The organism is Aeromonas sp. ASNIH2 (assembly GCF_002934795.1).
Taxonomy (GTDB): domain Bacteria; phylum Pseudomonadota; class Gammaproteobacteria; order Enterobacterales; family Aeromonadaceae; genus Aeromonas; species Aeromonas caviae.
Genome location: NZ_CP026406.1, coordinates 3,624,619 through 3,642,009 on the forward strand (window position 1 = coordinate 3,624,619; position 17,391 = coordinate 3,642,009).

The following is a 17,391-nucleotide window of genomic DNA, read 5'->3' on the forward strand; positions in this document are numbered from 1 at the left end:
GTGCCGAGATGAGTAAAGGATTGGAGTTGCTGGCGACCCGATTGGTGGAGGCCGAGAACCAGGCCGCCATGGCGCTGGCCAAGGCGCAGCAGGACTTGAAGCTGTTTATGGAGCAGCAAGAGGCGCTGAATCAGTACCGCCAGATCTATCACCAGCAGTGGACCGACCGCGGTCTGCAGGGGATCAGCCCCCAACAGAACAGCCAGTATCACGCCTTCATCAACAAGCTCGAGAATGCGGCCACCCAGCAGTACCAGGGGGTGCTTCAGGTGCGCGAGGCGCTGGCCCAGTGCCGTACCCAGTGGCTCGAGGCCCAGCAGCGGCGCAAGGCGGTGGAGCTGTTGCTGGAGAAGAAGGCGGACAAGGTGCGCCAGAAGGCCCAGCGCCAGGAGCAGAAGATGCTGGACGATTACGCCATCCAGCGTCGTTACCACCAATCTGGCCTGTAATTTGCTTTCCATAGTCTGAACGGGCACGTGGCCTACCCCGCTGCTCGTGCTGTCATCACCGAATCGTCGCCAGGGATCCCAGCATGATACAGACCCAGTTGATTAAAACGCCCGCTCAGGTGCTTTCCAGCGACAGCAGTGCGTCCTCGGCGCTTCCCATCGGAGGAGTAGAGGGGGGTCAGCTGCCGGTCGATGGCAAGGTTGCCTTCTCCGACGCCATAGTCAGGGCCCAGCTGATGGGCAAGGCCCCCGCCAGTCAGGCCGCGATGACGCCTCAGGTGAGTGACGATATCCCGCAGACGAACGGCGCTGATGCCAAATCTTTGGCGTCTGCCGACCTCCCTGCCGACGAGACCCAGCCCGCGAGGGCGGCGGGTGACGAGCCGGGTCTGCCCCCCGACGATTTCCTTCAGCAGTTGCAGGCCTCCCTGCGTCAGGACGTGAGCCTGGTGCACCCCGCCGTGCCTCCTTCACCTCAGGGAGAGAGTGCGCCCGTCGACGGCAATGACTTGCCGCCCGAGTCGCAGCCGCTGGTCGAGTCCCGTGCCCTGTCCGGGCCCGGTGCCGAAGGCAAGGGCGTTACCGCAAAGCCTGCACCGATGCCGCCGAGCGGCCCTGTGCCGGGCAGCGCAGGACTGACCGAGCTGGCACAGACCGATCCGGTCCAGACCGTGGCGACGGCGCATGGCCCGATGCAGAATGCGTTGGCAGAAACCGGCTTGGCACAAACAGATCTGGCACAGACCGGGGCGACAGCCCGTGGCCCGATACAGAGTGGCCAGGCACAGGGCGACGTGACACAAAGCGACCTTGCCAGAGGCGCCCTGGCTCAGACCGGATTCGCAAAGGCTGAGCCAGCACTAGCAGCGGACGGCGAGACGACGCAAACCGCGGTGCGCGGCGATGTCCAGAGCGTGGATAAATCTGCTACGACCGAGGCTGGCGCAAGCAAGGGGGGACAAGGGACCCTGGCAGACGCCCTTGTGGCGAGCGACGCAGAGCTCGGATCCGCCGCTCCCGACCAGATTGCGGAGAAAGGCACGGAGAAGGGTACAGACAAGGCCGCCGACACTGGCGCCACACGGGCCAAGACCGAGGGGCCATCCCCCCTGTCCGGCGCGGAGCGGGCGGCTTTGCTATCAAAAGTGATCCCGAGCCCGGAGGCCGCTGCTGACAAGGGAACCGGCACTGCGGTACACCTCGAAGCCCCAACGGCGCAGGCCGGTGCGGCCAGGTCCTTCGGCGAGGGGCTGGTCAAGGTTGGTCTGGACAGTCAGGTGACAGCCCAGGGTGACGCGCCCAATGCCGCTGGGAACCTGCCCCGTGAGGCCAGCACCCGGGACGGGCTGACGGGCACGACCGGGGACGGCAAGCCCGGCTCGGCTCAGGACGTATCGGAGAACAAGCCGGTGCAGGCAGCCAGGCTCGAACAGAATACGACCAAGCCGGAACAGAATACGGCTCAGACCGGCAGCCCCAGCCCGGCAGCCGCCCCCGTGAGCACCCCGGAGCCGACGCTGGCGGCGCCGCAACAGATCCTGGCCCGCCAGGAGTCCCAGGGGCCCCAGGCCTCTCTGACGGCCTTGTCGGCCGGCATCCAGCAGATGGAGTCGGCCCCCGCGATGGTCAAGGTTGCCGCCGAGTTCAAGAAGAGCGATATGAAGGGGTCCCTGGACGAAGTGGGCAAGCCTGGCGGGGTTGAGACCAAGGGGGCGGGACAGACCGACGCCACGGCCTCCCTGCCGCCTGCCCAGACGGCGGCTGGCGAGAGCAAGCCCGCGGCCGAGCTCGCCGCACGGCGGGAGCCCCAGAGTCTGCCCCACCTCAAGCTGGCGACCCCGGAGGCGCCGGCCCAGTTGCACCAGAAGGTGAACCTGATGCTGGCGGACAAGCTGCAACAGGCGGAGATCCAGCTCGACCCCCTGGGCCTTGGCAAGATGAAGATCCAGATCCAGATTGATGCCTCCAGCCAGGCCAACGTCCACTTCATGGTGCAGCATGGCCAGACCCGGGAGATGCTGGAGCAGGCCATGCCGCGGCTGAGGGAGATGCTGGCAGGGCAGGGGATCCAGCTCGGCCAGACCGTGGTGCAACAGCAGGCGCAGCAGCAAGCCTTCCAGCAGCAAGGGCAGTCATCCTCCCAGGGTCAGTCCGGTTTCGGTGACCAGGGGCGACAGGGGGGAAATGGTGGCGGCAGCGATGGCAGAGAGGCCGAGGGGAGCGCTCGCAACCTCACGCTGCTGGTGGAATCGGCAAACGATGCCGGAATCGATTTCTATGCTTGATGCATTCTTAAGTAAGTTTATGATACCGAACAAGTTTGAGACTAGGGTGGACAAGGGATGGCAGACGATAACGAACTGACGCTGAAGGATCCGGCGGCAGGCAAGAAAAAGAAGCTGATCATGATAGTCGCCCTGGCCGTCGTGCTCCTTGGCGGGGGCGGCGCCGGCGCCTGGTTCATGCTCGCCGGTGGGGATGAGCCCGCTGCCGAAAAGAGCGAGGCCAAGCCGGAGGCGAACACGCCCCAGCCCTCGCTCTATGTGGGCATGCCCCGTCCCTTCGTGTTCAACGTGGCGGGAGGCCAGCGGGATCGGCTGGTGCAGATCAAGATCCAGCTGATGGTGCGCGGCACCGCCGACGAAACCCTGGCCAAACAGAACATTCCCCTGATCGAAGGCACCTTGCTGCGGGTCTTCAGCTCGGCGACCGCCGAACAGCTGATGACCTTCGAGGGCAAGGAGAAGCTGCGTCAGGATTCGCTGGAAGAGTGCCGCCGGGTGCTGAACGACCTGGTCTCTTCTCCCGTAATCGAACAAGTGCTGTTTACCGGCTTTGTCATGCAATGAAAGGTGAAGCGTGAGCGATCTGTTAAGTCAGGACGAGATTGATGCCCTGCTGCATGGCGTCGACGATGTCGAGGAGGAGGAGCTGGGATCAGCCGGAGATCCCGGTATCGCCCAGTTCGACTTCTCCTCCCAGGACCGCATCGTCCGCGGCCGCATGCCGACCCTGGAGCTGGTGAACGAACGGTTTGCCCGCCACATGCGCATCAGCCTGTTCAACATGATGCGGCGCACCGCCGAGGTCTCCATCAACGGCGTGCAGATGCTCAAGTTCGGCGAATATGTCCACACCCTGTTCGTGCCCACCAGCCTGAACATGGTGCGTTTCCGCCCCCTCAAGGGGACGGCGCTCATCACCATGGAGGCGCGGCTCGTCTTCATCCTGGTGGAGAACTTCTTTGGCGGTGATGGCCGCTACCACGCCAAGATCGAGGGGCGGGAATTCACCCCCACCGAGCGGCGCATCATCCAGATGCTGCTCAAGCTGGTGTTCGAGGACTACAAGGATGCCTGGGCACCGGTGATGGACGTGGGCTTTGAATACCTTGACTCCGAAGTGAACCCTGCCATGGCGAACATCGTCAGCCCCACCGAGGTGATCGTGGTGAGCTCCTTCCACATCGAGCTGGACGGCGGTGGCGGCGACTTCCACGTGGCCATGCCCTACTCCATGCTGGAACCCATCCGCGAACTGCTGGATGCGGGGGTGCAGAGCGACAAGGGGGATACCGACGTGCGCTGGAGCAAGGCCCTGCGCGACGAGATCATGGACGTCAAGGTGGAGCTCAAGGCCAAGCTGCTGGAGACCGAGCTCTCCTTGCGTGAGCTGATGGAGCTCAGACCCGGGGACATCATCCCGGTGGAGATGCCGGAGAACCTGCTGGTCTTTGTGGAGGACTTGCCCACCTTCCACGCCAAGATGGGGCGCACCAAGGAGAACGTGGCGCTCAAGATCACCGACAAAATCAAGCGCCCTGACGGGGTCAAGACAGAGATGCATCTGGTGACCCGCGGGGGCGTGCGCATTGATGGCGAAGCCGAGCTGGAAGAGCTCGAGCGAAGCATCTCTGACAAACACCCTGATTGATCCTCCCCCAGGGGAGGTGTTGCAACACTGAGGAATTGAAGATGAGCGGAACCGATGACGAGCAGGATTTGATGGCTGACGCCTGGGCGGCCGCACTGGAGGAGCAGGTCACGGCCGAAGCCAAGCCTGCCCCCCTTGAGGAGTTGAAGGACGAAGCCCCTATCAGCGCTGAAGAGCGGCGCAAGCTGGACACCATTCTGGACATCCCGGTGACCATCGCCATGGAAGTGGGCCGCAGCCAGATCAGCATTCGCAACCTGCTGCAACTGAACCAGGGCTCGGTGGTGGAGCTGGATCGGGTGGCGGGTGAACCCCTGGACGTGCTGGTCAACGGCACCCTGATCGCCCACGGCGAGGTGGTGGTGGTGAACGACAAGTTCGGTATCCGCCTTACCGACGTCATCAGCCAGATTGAAAGGATCAAGAAGCTCAAATGATCCGTGTGCTCCCGTTGTGGCTGTTTTCCCTGCCAGCCCTGGCCAACCCGGGGGTAGGGGCCAATCCCCCCAGCCTCACCTCCTGGCTGCTCTCCAGCCTGATGGTGATCGGCCTTATTCTGGTGCTCGGCTTCCTGCTCAAGAAGAGCAAGCTTTCCCAGGTGATGGGAGGGGGCCAGATGAAGGTCATCGCCACCCTGCCCCTTGGCTACAAGGAGAAGCTGATGGTGGTCAAGGTGGGCGGCCAGCAGCTGCTGGTCGGGGTGACGCCGCAGCAGGTCAACTTCCTCTATCGCCTGGAGGAGCCGCTGGACGAGAGCCAGCCCCAGGCGTTCTCCGAGCAACTGGGCAAACTGATGGGCAAGCATGAAAAACGTTAACTGGATCGGGTGGCTGGCACTGCTCTCCCTGATGCTCTCGCCCCTGGCGATGGCCCAGGACGGCATGTCTGCACTCACCGTCAAGACCATGGCGGATGGCAGTCAGGAGTACAGCCTGACCCTGCAGGTGCTGGCGCTGATGACCGCGCTCTCCTTCCTGCCGGCCATGGTGATCATGATGACCTCCTTCACCCGGATCATCGTGGTGCTCGGCATCCTGCGCCAGGCCATCGGTCTGCAGCAGAGCCCCTCCAACCAGGTGCTGATCGGCATCGCCCTCTTCATGTCGTTTTTCATCATGTCGCCGGTGCTGGATCGCATCAACAACGAGGCGCTGCAGCCCTATCTGGCCGAGACCATCGGGGCCAAGGAGGCCCTGGAGAAGGCGGAGCTGCCCATTCACCAGTTCATGCTGGCCCAGACCCGGGTCAAGGATCTCAATACTTTCATGGAGATAGCGAACGTGCAGGTGGCCGAGCCTGCGGACGTGCCGCTGCGGGTGCTGATCCCGGCCTTTGTCACCAGCGAGCTCAAGACCGCCTTCCAGATAGGCTTCATGCTGTTTCTGCCCTTCCTGGTCATCGATCTGGTGGTCGCCAGTATCCTGATGGCCATGGGGATGATGATGCTCTCCCCCATGCTGGTCTCCCTGCCGTTCAAGCTGATGCTGTTCGTCATGGTGGATGGCTGGAACCTCATTCTGGGCTCCCTGGCCACCAGCTTCGGGCTGGGCTCGGGTGGTTAGGGGAGGGCAGACCCTCCCCCGGCTCTCCCCTTCATTTGGGGAGGAGGCGAAGAAGCCTCTCTTTCTCTCGAAGGAGGAGGTCGGGAGGATGCGGCCCTGGGCAAACCCATCACAAGGAGCGAGCAATGAGTCCTGAAACCTTCGTCGACGTCTTTCGCGAGGCGCTTTGGCTGGTGACCATCATGGTGTGCGCCGTGATCCTGCCGAGCCTGATGGTGGGGTTGGTGGTCGCCATCTTCCAGGCCGCCACCTCCATCAACGAACAGACCTTGAGCTTCCTGCCCCGTCTGGTGGTCACCCTGCTGGCCCTGGGAGCGGGGGCCCACTGGGGATTGCAGAGTCTGATGGACTTCTTCCAGCTGATGGTGAGCCAGATCCCCGAGGTGGTGGGCTGATGCCAGCCAAGGGCCACCCTTTCGCTCTGGCCGAGGCAGACCGGGGCCTGCGTCCTCCCGTTGGCCTGCCCCTGCCGGGAGTGCCGCTGTCATGACCTACACCACGGCGCTCATCATGGAGTGGCTCTCCTCCATCCTCTGGCCCCTGGCCCGGGTGAGCAGTCTCCTGATGGTGATGGCGGTCTTTGGCAGTCGGCTCGCCCCCGCCCATATCCGTATCGGCCTGGCGCTGGCGATCACCCTCATCATCGCCCCCCTGCTGCCCCCCATGCCGAAGATCGAGCTCTTCTCCCTCGGCAGCTTCCTGGTGCTGGGGCAGCAACTGCTCATCGGCATCGCGCTCGGCCTCATGACCCAGTTCCTGCTGGAGACCTTCGTGATGGCGGGTCAGGTCATCGCCATGCAGACCAGCCTGGGCTTTGCCACCCTGGTGGACCCCATGAACGGCCAGTCGGCTCCCGTCGTGGGCCAGTTCTACCTGATGCTGGCGACCCTGGTGTTTCTCGCGGTGGACGGCCACCTGCTGATGCTGCGCATGGTGGTGCTGAGTTTCGAAACCCTGCCGGTATCTGACAGCGGACTCACCCTGCCAGCCATCCGCAGCCTGGTGAGCTTTCTCGGGGTCATGTATCAGGCTTCTCTGGTGATGGCGCTCTCGGCCATCATCGCCCTGCTGCTGATCAACTTCGCGTTCGGGGTGATGACCCGTGCGGCCCCCCAGCTCAACATCTTCAGCATCGGCTTTGCGGTCAGCATGATGTCGGGCCTGTTCATCCTCTGGCTCACCATCGGTGGCTTCATGGGACACTTCGACGCGCTCTGGGAGCGGGTGCAGGAGACCAGCTGCGAGCTCATCAACGTTCAGTGCTTCGGGGGCCAGCATGACTGAGGCCCTCCCGGTTGCGGCCCTTTTGCCGCCACTCTGGCGGGCCGCCAGTCGGCTGATGCCGGCAGGAGGCCAGCATGGCTGATACCGATCAGGAACGCACAGAACAACCCACGGGCAAACGACTGCAACAAGCCCGGGAAAAAGGGCAGATTGCACGTTCCAAGGAGCTGGGTACCGCCAGCGTCCTGCTGGCGACCGTGTTCGGCCTCCTGATGATCAAGGAGAGTCTGGCAGGGGCCATGATCAAGGTGCTCACCATGGGCTTTACCCTGGACCGGGATCAGGCGTTCGACCCCAATGCCATGGGGGCCATGGTGCCTGCCCTGCTGGGGGAGCTGATCCAGCCTCTGGGGCTGCTGTTCATGCTGGTGATCATCGCCGCCTTCGTCGGCAACACCCTGCTCGGCGGGATGAACTTCTCCTCCGAGGCCATGCTGCCCAAGTGGAGCAAGCTGAGCCCCCTGAGCGGCATCAAAAGGATGTTCGGGGTGCAATCTCTGGTGGAACTTGTCAAATCCATCGCAAAAGTGGTGTTTATCAGTCTGTTTGCCTGGTGGATGCTGTCGAGCCAGTTCAACCATCTGCTGAATCTCTCTCTCGAGGGCTTTCCCGGCGGCATCGTCGATGCCCTGGACCTGCTGCTCTGGATGCTGATCATCCTCTGCTGCGCCCTGATCCCCATTGTCGCCATCGATGTGCCGTTCCAGAGCTGGAACCACAATCGCCAACTCAAGATGACCAAGCAGGAGATCAAGGACGAGTTCAAGGACAGCGAAGGCAAGCCCGAGGTCAAGGGGCGGATACGCCAGTTGCAGATGCAGATGGCCATGCGCCGCATGATGGGGGATGTCCCCAAGGCCGATGTGATCATCACCAACCCGACCCACTACTCGGTGGCGCTCAAATACGATGCGGGCAAGCCGGGGGCGGCACCCAAGGTACTGGCCAAGGGGGTCGACGAGGTGGCGATGAAGATCCGGGAGATCGGGCGCGAATACGACATCCCCGTCATGTCCTCCCCGCCGCTCACCCGGGCCCTCTACCACGCCACCGAGATTGGCCAGGAGATCCCGGAGGGGCTCTTCGCCGCCGTCGCCCAGGTGCTGGCCTATGTCTATCAGCTCAAGAAGTTTCGCCGTGGCCGCGGCCGGCGCCCGACCCCCATCGCCACGGATCTGCCCATTCCACCCGAGTTTCGCAAATAACGCAGTGGTGGCAGCCTGATCCCGGGTTCTCTCCCTTGTGCCCCCCGCGTTTCGCAAATAAAGCGGCCACCATCCGATCTCTCCCTTGTGTCGCAAACAAGGCCGCAATCTCCCTGTCGAGGCGCGGCGCCTCGCCCCATGGCCTGGGCTGGCCTTTGGCCTGCTTGGTGAAGGCAGCTTCCCCCCTGTCACCATTCCCCGTGACGCCAACGACGGACTTCTGACAGCGTTAAAATAAAAACCATATAGATCAATGCATTGAATCCTTGGCTTGATATTTGCTTTAATCCGCTATTGGCAGTTTATCATTGAGATGCACGATGGGATTCAAAGCGGGACTGGGCCGTTTCAAAGAGTACAAATGGCTGCTCAGCAGAGGGGTAGGGACGCCACTGCTGGTATTGGCCTCTCTGGGGATGGTGGTACTCCCCATTCCGCCCCTGATGCTGGATATCCTCTTCTCCTTCAACATCGCCCTCTCCATCGTGGTGCTGCTGGTGGCGGTCTATACCCGCCGCCCCCTGGAATTTGCCGCCTTCCCCACCGTCTTGCTGATCGCTACCCTGCTGCGGCTCGCCCTCAACGTTGCCTCCACCCGGGTGGTGTTGCTGGAAGGCCACAACGGCAGCGCGGCGGCAGGCCATGTGATCGAGGCGTTCGGCAACGTGGTGATCGGCGGCAACTATGCCGTGGGCATCATCGTCTTCATGATCCTGGTGATCATCAACTTCGTGGTGGTCACCAAGGGTGCGGGCCGGATCTCCGAGGTGAGCGCCCGCTTCACCCTTGACGCCATGCCCGGCAAGCAGATGGCCATCGATGCGGACCTGAACGCCGGTCTCATCAACCAGGAAGAGGCCAAGAAGCGCCGTCAGGACGTGACTCAGGAAGCGGACTTCTACGGCTCCATGGACGGTGCCTCCAAATTCGTGAAAGGGGATGCCATCGCCGGCATCATGATCCTCTTCATCAACATCATCGGCGGCTTCATCATCGGCATGATGCAGCACCAGCTCACCTTCGGCGAAGCGGCCCAGGTCTATACCCTGCTCGCCATCGGTGACGGTCTGGTGGCCCAGATCCCCTCGCTCCTGCTCTCCATTGCCGCGGCCATCATCGTCACCCGTCAGAATACCGACCAGGACATGGGGACAGCGGTACTCGGCCAACTGTTCGAAAATCCCAAGGCGCTGGTGATCTCCGCCGGCATCCTGCTGATGATGGGCAGCGTACCCGGCATGCCGCACCTGGCTTTCCTGAGCCTGGGGGCGGTGGCGGCGGCGGGCGCCTGGTGGCTGCTGCGCCGCGAGAAGCAGAACAAGGCGAAGGCGGCGAGCGGTGAACTCATGCCGGCCCAGGGGGATGCCCCGGTGGAGCAGAAGGATCTCAGCTGGGACGACGTCATGCCGGTGGACATCATCGGCCTGGAGGTGGGTTATCAGCTGATACCTCTGGTGGACAAGAACCAGGGGGGCGAGCTGCTCAACCGGATCAAGGGGGTGCGCAAGAAGCTCTCCCAGGAGCTGGGCTTTCTGGTGCCTGCCGTCCACATTCGCGACAACCTGGATCTTGCCCCCAACCAGTACCGCATCACCCTGATGGGGGTGAGCACGGGGGAAGCCACCGTCTATCACGACAAGGAGATGGCCATCAACCCGGGGCAGGTGTTCGGCCAGATCCACGGTATCGCCACCCAGGACCCGGCGTTCGGGCTGGAGGCGGTCTGGGTCGCCAAGGAGCAGGTCTCCCAGGCCCAGACCCTTGGCTACACCGTGGTCGATGCGGCCACCGTGGTGGCTACCCACCTGAGCCAGATCCTCTCCAACCATGCGGCGCTGCTGCTGGGTCATGACGAGGTGCAACAACTGCTCGACATGATAGGGAAGCATCAGAGCAAGCTGGTGGAAGGACTGGTTCCCGAGGTGATCAGCATGGGCAACCTGGTGAAGGTATTGCAGAATTTGCTCAATGAAGGCGTGCCAATTCGCGATATGCGCACTATCCTGCAGACCCTCGTGGAATATGCGCCCCGCAGCCCGGACCCGGAAGTGCTGACCGCAGCCTGCCGGATCGCCCTGCGCAGATTGATTGTGCAGGAGATTGCCGGCCCCGAGCCCGAGCTGCCGGTGATCACCTTGTCACCAGAACTGGAACGTATATTGCATCAATCCCTGCAAGCAGGTGGGGGAGATGGCGCCGGTATCGAACCGGGACTGGCGGAGCGGATGCAACGCTCCCTGGTGGAAGCCACTCAACGACAAGAACTGGAAGGCCAGCCGGCCGTGCTTCTGACATCGGGGATATTGCGCAATACCCTGGCGAAATTTGTCAAGAATGCCATTCCTGGATTACGCGTGCTGTCCTATCAGGAAGTGCCTGACGACAAGCAGATCCGCATCGTCAGTGCGGTGGGACAGGGCTAGTTAGCGGAGATGACGGGTGAAGATTAAGCGGTTTTTTGCCAAAGACATGCGCACGGCGCTGGCCGAGGTCAAGGAGACTCTCGGACCCGATGCCGTCATCATGTCCAACAAAAAGGTCACCGGTGGGGTGGAGATAGTCGCGGCCGTCGATTATCAATCCCAGGTACCGGGGCCCAAAGACGCGCCGGTTCGCCGTCAGTTGAATGAAGAGAGCGTCAATATCTCGTCTGCGGGCAAGCAGATGACGAGGTCGGCGCCACCCAAGGAACAGAACGAATACTACGCCGATACCCTGGCGGCCCTGCTGGCACGCCAGCAGAAGCTCAATCCGGCCAACCCGGCGGGTGGCAATGCCGCACCGGGATCATGGTCTGGCAACGGAGGCAACGGTCAGCCAGCTTCGGCCTCCTGGCCCGCCAATGGCGCTGCCGGCACCCAGTCCGCCGGACTGGCGGGCGCGGCCAGTGCTCCCAGAACCCTGGCCGAACAGGGCCAGTGGGGCGCCGCTCCCGAGCCCGCCAAGCCCAAGGCCCGTCCTGCCGCCGCCCCGCGCCAGGCCCAGTCCGCCCAGCGAGATCAGGAGATGGAGGGGATGCGCAAGGAGATGGCCAGCATCCGCAAGCTGCTGGAGCACCAGATCTCCGGCCTGATGTGGCAGGAGGTGGAACGCCGCGAACCCATGCGCGCCCTGCTCATCAAGGAGCTCAAGAAGATGGGGTTTGACGACGCCTTCGCCGATCAGCTGGCGGGCCTCATCCCCGAAGACATGCCGATCCATCAGGCCATGGCCCAGCTGGCCGAGGTGCTGACGGCCCAGCTCAAGATCAGCGAGGACGAGATCCTGCGTCAGGGAGGGGCGGTGGCCCTGCTCGGACCGACCGGGGTGGGCAAGACCACCACCATCGCCAAGCTGGCGGCCCGCTTTGCCATGAAGTATGGCGCCGAGCAGGTGGCGCTCATTACCACGGACAACTACCGGATCGGGGCCCACGAACAGCTGCAGACCTATGGTCGCATCATGGGTTGCCCGGTGCGGCAGGTGCGGGACGCCGAAGAGCTGGCCAGTGCCCTCTATCAGTTCCGCCATCGCCGGCTGGTGCTCATCGACACCGCCGGGGTGGGTCAGCGGGATATCCGCCTGACCGAACAGCTCGACACCCTGGTAAAGAATGCCAAGGTGCGCATCCGCAGTTATCTGGTCATGTCGGCCACCTCCCAGCGACGTGTGATGCAGGAGGCGGTGGATCACTTCCGGCGCATTCCGCTCTCCGGCTGCATTCTGACCAAGCTCGACGAGAGCCTGAATCTGGGTGAAGTGATCAACGTGTGCATTCAAAACGCCCTGCCCATCAGTTACATCACCGACGGGCAACGGGTGCCGGAAGATATTCAAGTTGCCAACGCGGCGCTGCTGGTCGGTGCCGCCATGGGGTCGCTGGAACGGGAAGCAGAAGATCCCTATTTCTGGGGATCGGGTTTTGGCGAATCCGAAGATTCGGAGTTTTATGAGTAACATGTATATGGATCAGGCGAGTGGTCTGCGCAAAATGCGTCAAAACAATCGAGTGAAAGTGATCGCCGTGTCCGGAGGCAAGGGGGGCGTCGGCAAGACCAACGTGACCCTGAACGTGGCGGGAGCCATGGCCGCCCAGGGCAAGCGGGTGTTGGTGCTGGACGCCGACCTTGGTCTGGCCAACGTCGACGTCATGCTGGGGCTGAGGGTGCATCGCAACCTCTCCCATGTGCTGGCGGGGGAATGCACCCTGGACGACATCATCGTCGAGGGGCCCTACGGCATGATGATAGTGCCAGCCACCTCGGGCACTCAGTCCATGGTCGAGCTCTCCCCGGTACAACATGCCGAGCTCATCCGCGCCTTCAGCGAGATGAAGACCCAGGTGGACGTGTTGCTGGTGGACACGGCGGCGGGGATCTCCGACATGGTGCTGAGTTTCACCCGTGCCGCCCAGGACATCATGGTGGTGGTGTGCGATGAACCCACCTCCATCACGGATGCCTACGCGCTCATCAAGATCCTCTCCAAGGATCACGGTGTATTCCGCTTCAAGGTGGTGGCCAACATGGTCCGCTCCCTGCGCGAGGGGCAGGAGCTGTTCGCCAAGCTGACCCGGGTCACCGACCGCTTCCTGGATACCTCCCTGGAGCTGGTGGCCTGCGTGCCTTACGACACCAACCTGCGGGCCGCGGTGCGCAAGCAGAAACTGATAGTTGAGGCGTTTCCAAAATCCCCTGCCGCCCTGGCATTTCGTGCCCTGGCGAACAAGGCGGCGAGCTGGCCCATCCCGAATCAGCCGGGGGGCCACCTCGAATTTTTCCTGGAAAACTTGTTGCAAAAGCCGGTCATAACACAGGAAGACTCCCGTGAATAAAGCCCAAGCATACTTGCGTCATCAGGATTCCTACGTGCTGGTCGAGCGACACGCTCCGCTGGTCAAGCGGATTGCCCAGCATTTATTGGCTCGCCTGCCAAGCAGTGTCTTGCTGGATGACCTGATCCAGGCAGGTATGATTGGGCTGCTCGAAGCTTCCCGCAACTTTGACGGCAGCAAGGGCGCCAGCTTTGAAACCTATGCCGGCATCCGCATCCGTGGTGCCATGCTCGACGAGATCCGCCGTGGGGACTGGGTGCCCCGCTCGGTGCACCGCAACAGCCGTGCCATCGCAGAAGCGATCGAGAACGTGGAGCAGGCCCATGGCCGGGATGCCAGAGACACCGAGGTGGCCGCCAATATGGGGGTGTCCCTCGGGGAGTACCATGCCATGCTGCAGGATGTCTCCTGCGGCAAGATCATCGGCATCGAGGATCTGGGCGTCAGCGAGGATGTCATCGGTCATCCCGATGAAGGCAACGGTCAGGGAGGATTCGACGATCTGGCGGCCGAGCGCTTCCAGGGGGCCCTGGCGGAGCACATCGCCCGCCTGCCGGAGCGGGAGGCGCTGGTGCTCTCCCTTTATTACGATGAAGAGCTGAATCTGCGCGAGATCGGTGAAGTATTGAGTGTGAGTGAGTCTCGGGTGAGCCAGATTCATAGTCAGGCCATGCACAGGCTGCGCGCCCGTTTGCGAGATTGGAATTTATAAGTGGTTGTACTGGCTACACTGGAGCACAACTCTAAGGCATAATCCGCACCATAAAACCTGCGATCTGCATCATGTAAGTGAGCCGTCTTGGCGGCTATTTAGGAGGAACTTTGGACAAGAACATGAAAATCCTCATCGTCGATGACTTTTCAACGATGCGCCGGATTATCAAGAACTTGCTGCGTGACCTGGGATACAACAATACCCATGAAGCAGACGATGGCAACACGGCGTTGCCGATGCTGAAAAATGGCGATTTCCAGTTCGTGGTCACCGACTGGAACATGCCCGGCATGCAGGGCATCGACCTGCTCAAGGCGATTCGCCTCGACGACAAGCTCAAGCACCTGCCGGTTCTGATGGTGACTGCCGAAGCCAAACGCGAGCAGATCATCGAAGCCGCCCAGGCCGGGGTCAATGGCTATATCGTCAAGCCGTTCACCGCTGCCACCCTCAAAGAGAAGCTCGACAAAATCTTTGAGCGTATCGGCTAAGGAGCGGCAGGGATGAAGGCCAAAACGAGTGCCATGATCTCGCTTGACCAGGCAAGGATGCTGGTTGCCCACCTGGAGCGGGAAGAGTTTGAACAGGCCGATACCATCCTCGCCGATGTGTGCGCCCCCAATGCGGCGGCCCTGTTTGACAAGGTGGGGCAGCTGACCCGCCAATTGCATAACTCATTGCAGGATTTTCGCCTGGATCCCAGGATCCCCGACCTGGCCACCCATGAGATCCCGGATGCCCGGGAGCGTCTGAGCTATGTCATCGACATGACGGACAAGGCGGCCAATCGCACCATGGATGCGGTCGAGGCAAGCCTTCCCATCGCCGATCGACTCAACGACAACATTCAGCTGGTCATGCCCAACTGGAATGCCCTGATGAGCCGGGATCTCGAGCTGGGTCAATTCAAGGCGCTGTGCCATCAACTGAATGATTTTATTAAGGCTTCTGAGACGGATGCCGATAAGTTACGACAACTGCTGACGGAAATTCTGATGGCTCAGGATTTCCAGGACCTGACCGGTCAGATGATCCGCAAGGTGATCAAGCTGGTGCAGGAAGTTGAAACGAAGTTGATAGAGATGCTGACCATGTTCGGTGAGGGCGTTAGCGACAATTCGGCACGTAGCCTGCCTGTGAGCGGCATCGAGGCGGAAGGCCCCATCATGAACCCGCAGACCCGCTCAGATGTGGTCAATGGTCAAGATGATGTGGACGATCTGCTGTCTAGCCTGGGATTCTAATGGAGTGACGCATGGCCTTCGAAGTTGATGAAGACATACTGCAAGACTTTTTGGTCGAAGCATCAGAAATATTGGAACAGTTGTCTGAACAACTGGTCGACTTGGAAAAGCGGCCCGATGACAAGAACCTGTTGAACGCCATCTTCCGCGGCTTCCACACCGTCAAGGGGGGAGCGGGCTTCCTCTCCCTCACCGAACTGGTGGATGTCTGTCACGGTGCCGAGAACCTGTTCGACATGCTGCGCAACGGCAAGCGGACCCTCAGTGCCGAGCTGATGGATGTCATCTTGCAGGCGCTGGATGCCATCAACGTCATGTTTGCCCAGGTCCAGAACCGCGAAGAGATAAGCCCCGCTTCTCCCGATCTGCTGCACGATCTGCACGAGCTGTGCAAGCCGGAAGGGCAGGAGCAGCTGCGTACCGCCAGCGTGGCGGCCCAGCCAGCACCCGAGCCTGAGCCCGAACCCGCACCAGAACCCGAGGTCATCGCCGAGGTGGCGCCTGTCGCCGTCAATGGCGGTGGCTCCATCGACGAGATCTCCGCCGACGAATTTGAACGTCTACTCGATGAGCTGCACGGTGTCGGCAAAGCGCCAACGGTCTCTGCCGCCCCCGTGCTGAACGGTTCAGGTGACATCACAGACGACGAATTCGAAGCCCTGCTCGACCAGCTCCATGGTCAGGGCCAGCACGGTGGTGCCCCCGATCTGGCACCTTTGCAGTCGGTCCAGAAAGAGGTGGACGAGCTCATCGACGACGATGAGTTCGAGCGCCTGCTGGATGAACTGCATGGCCGTGGGCAGGGGCCCCAGCACAGTCTGGCACCTGCTCCTGCGCCCGCTCCCGAACCCAAGGCCCCGGCACCCGCTGCCCCCGCAGCCCCGGTTACGCCGCCCAAGGCGCCAGTGGCCGCCAAACCCGCGCCGGCAGAGCCCCCAGCGCCAGCCAAGGCCGCCCCTGCCAAGCAGGCCGCTCCCGCCGAGAGCAGCGCGGTACAGAGCGATACCACGGTGCGGGTGGATACCAAGACCCTGGACGTCATCATGAACATGGTGGGCGAACTGGTGCTGGTGAGAAACCGCCTGGTGAGCCTCGGCATCGCCAGCAATGACGAAGAGATGTCCAAGGCTGTCGCGAACCTCGACGTCGTGACCGCCGATCTGCAGGGCGCGGTCATGAAGACCCGCATGCAGCCTATCAAGAAAGTATTCGGCCGCTTCCCGCGCGTGGTGCGCGATCTGGCTCGTACCCTCAAGAAGGAGATCGAGCTGGTGATGGTGGGTGAGGACACGGATCTGGACAAGAACCTGGTGGAGGCCCTGGCCGACCCCCTGGTTCACCTGGTGCGCAACTCCTGCGACCATGGCGTCGAGATGCCGGACGTGCGCGAGAAGGCGGGCAAGCCCCGTCAGGGCACCATCACCCTGAGCGCCTCCCAGCAAGGGGATCACATTCTGCTCTGCATCGAGGATGACGGCGCAGGGATGGACCCGGAGAAGCTCAAGTCCATCGCCATCAGCCGTGGCGTGCTCGATGCTGACAGCGCGGCGCGCATGAGCGACAACGATGCCTACAACCTGATCTTCGCCCCCGGCTTCTCCACCAAGTCGGAGATCTCCGACATCTCCGGCCGTGGAGTGGGCATGGACGTGGTGAAGACCAGCATCGTCAGCCTCAATGGCTCGGTGCACATCGATTCCACCTGGGGCAAGGGCACCCGTCTCGAGATCAAGGTTCCCCTGACCCTGGCCATTCTGCCGACCCTGATGGTGGAGGTGGGTCAACAGACCTTCGCCCTGCCCCTCGGTTGCGTGAATGAAATTTTCCACCTGGATCTGAAAAAGGCCAACGTGGTGGATGGCCAGCTCACCATCATCGTCCGTGACAAGGCGATTCCGCTGTTCTACCTGCACAAGTGGCTGGTACGCGGTGCCGGCAAGACAGCCCGCCAGGACCAGGGCCACGTGGTCATCGTCCAGATCGGCACCCAGCAGGTCGGCTTCGTGGTAGACAACCTCATCGGTCAGGAAGAGGTGGTGATAAAGCCCCTGGACAACCTGCTGCAAGGTACCCCCGGCATGGCCGGCGCCACCATCACCAGCGACGGCGGCATCGCCCTTATTCTGGATGTGCCCAGCCTGCTCAAGGCCTATGCCCGTCGCCACTGAGCGCCAGGCTCAAGGAGT

General features: G+C 62.2%; 17 protein-coding genes. All 17 read left to right on the forward strand.

Going from position 1 to position 17,391, the window contains the following annotated elements:
- Positions 1-8: 8 nt before the first annotated feature.
- The 17 genes from fliJ to C3F36_RS17425 all read left to right on the forward strand — a co-directional run bounded on the left by fliJ (position 9) and on the right by C3F36_RS17425 (position 17,373).
- Positions 9-449 (forward strand): flagellar export protein FliJ, encoded by a 441-nt coding sequence (fliJ, locus tag C3F36_RS17345; protein WP_104455532.1) that lies wholly within the window; start codon positions 9-11, stop codon positions 447-449.
- An 83-nt stretch (positions 450-532) separates the two neighbouring features.
- On the forward strand, positions 533-2,734 hold the full coding sequence (locus tag C3F36_RS17350) for a flagellar hook-length control protein FliK (RefSeq protein ID WP_104455533.1): 2,202 nt from the start codon (positions 533-535) through the stop codon (positions 2,732-2,734).
- 57 nt (positions 2,735-2,791) lie between these two features.
- Entirely contained in the window at positions 2,792-3,298 is a 507-nt protein-coding gene (gene fliL, locus C3F36_RS17355; protein ID WP_010673922.1) for a flagellar basal body-associated protein FliL, read from the forward strand.
- A gap of 10 nt (positions 3,299-3,308) precedes the next feature.
- On the forward strand, positions 3,309-4,382 hold the full coding sequence (gene fliM / locus C3F36_RS17360; RefSeq protein ID WP_041212627.1) for a flagellar motor switch protein FliM: 1,074 nt from the start codon (positions 3,309-3,311) through the stop codon (positions 4,380-4,382).
- A 41-nt stretch (positions 4,383-4,423) separates the two neighbouring features.
- A complete protein-coding gene (gene fliN, locus C3F36_RS17365) occupies positions 4,424-4,819 on the forward strand; it encodes a flagellar motor switch protein FliN (protein ID WP_010673924.1) in 396 nt (131 codons plus the stop codon).
- The gene (gene fliO, locus C3F36_RS17370) at positions 4,816-5,199 is read left to right on the forward strand and encodes a flagellar biosynthetic protein FliO (RefSeq protein WP_010673925.1); all 384 of its coding nucleotides are present in this window, start codon (positions 4,816-4,818) and stop codon (positions 5,197-5,199) included. The genes fliN and fliO overlap by 4 nt, the downstream gene beginning before the upstream one ends.
- Entirely contained in the window at positions 5,186-5,944 is a 759-nt protein-coding gene (gene fliP / locus C3F36_RS17375) for a flagellar type III secretion system pore protein FliP (RefSeq protein WP_104455534.1), read from the forward strand. Before fliO ends, fliP begins: the two co-directional genes overlap by 14 nt.
- A 125-nt stretch (positions 5,945-6,069) precedes the next feature.
- On the forward strand, positions 6,070-6,339 hold the full coding sequence (gene fliQ / locus C3F36_RS17380) for a flagellar biosynthesis protein FliQ (RefSeq protein ID WP_010673927.1): 270 nt from the start codon (positions 6,070-6,072) through the stop codon (positions 6,337-6,339).
- A gap of 91 nt (positions 6,340-6,430) precedes the next feature.
- The gene (gene fliR / locus C3F36_RS17385) at positions 6,431-7,228 is read left to right on the forward strand and encodes a flagellar biosynthetic protein FliR (RefSeq protein WP_010673928.1); all 798 of its coding nucleotides are present in this window, start codon (positions 6,431-6,433) and stop codon (positions 7,226-7,228) included.
- Positions 7,229-7,302: 74 nt separating this feature from the next.
- Positions 7,303-8,433 carry a flagellar biosynthesis protein FlhB gene (gene flhB, locus C3F36_RS17390; RefSeq protein WP_010673929.1) on the forward strand — a complete coding sequence of 377 codons (1,131 nt, stop codon included), beginning with the start codon at positions 7,303-7,305 and terminating at the stop codon, positions 8,431-8,433.
- Positions 8,434-8,753: 320 nt separating this feature from the next.
- Entirely contained in the window at positions 8,754-10,856 is a 2,103-nt protein-coding gene (gene flhA / locus C3F36_RS17395) for a flagellar biosynthesis protein FlhA (protein ID WP_010673930.1), read from the forward strand.
- Between the two features lie 16 nt (positions 10,857-10,872).
- Positions 10,873-12,369 (forward strand): flagellar biosynthesis protein FlhF, encoded by a 1,497-nt coding sequence (gene flhF, locus C3F36_RS17400; protein ID WP_041212630.1) that lies wholly within the window; start codon positions 10,873-10,875, stop codon positions 12,367-12,369.
- A 1-nt stretch (position 12,370) separates the two neighbouring features.
- Complete coding sequence (locus C3F36_RS17405) at positions 12,371-13,246, forward strand: MinD/ParA family protein (RefSeq protein ID WP_010673932.1); 876 nt, start codon at positions 12,371-12,373, stop codon at positions 13,244-13,246.
- Positions 13,239-13,958, forward strand: a complete 720-nt coding sequence (locus C3F36_RS17410) for an RNA polymerase sigma factor FliA (RefSeq protein ID WP_029314170.1) — start codon at positions 13,239-13,241, stop codon at positions 13,956-13,958. The genes C3F36_RS17405 and C3F36_RS17410 overlap by 8 nt, the downstream gene beginning before the upstream one ends.
- Before the next feature lie 122 nt (positions 13,959-14,080).
- Entirely contained in the window at positions 14,081-14,452 is a 372-nt protein-coding gene (cheY, locus tag C3F36_RS17415; RefSeq protein WP_425278782.1) for a chemotaxis response regulator CheY, read from the forward strand.
- A gap of 12 nt (positions 14,453-14,464) precedes the next feature.
- Entirely contained in the window at positions 14,465-15,205 is a 741-nt protein-coding gene (locus C3F36_RS17420) for a protein phosphatase CheZ (protein WP_041212633.1), read from the forward strand.
- Between the two features lie 11 nt (positions 15,206-15,216).
- A complete protein-coding gene (locus C3F36_RS17425) occupies positions 15,217-17,373 on the forward strand; it encodes a chemotaxis protein CheA (RefSeq protein WP_104455535.1) in 2,157 nt (718 codons plus the stop codon).
- Positions 17,374-17,391 lie beyond the last annotated feature (18 nt).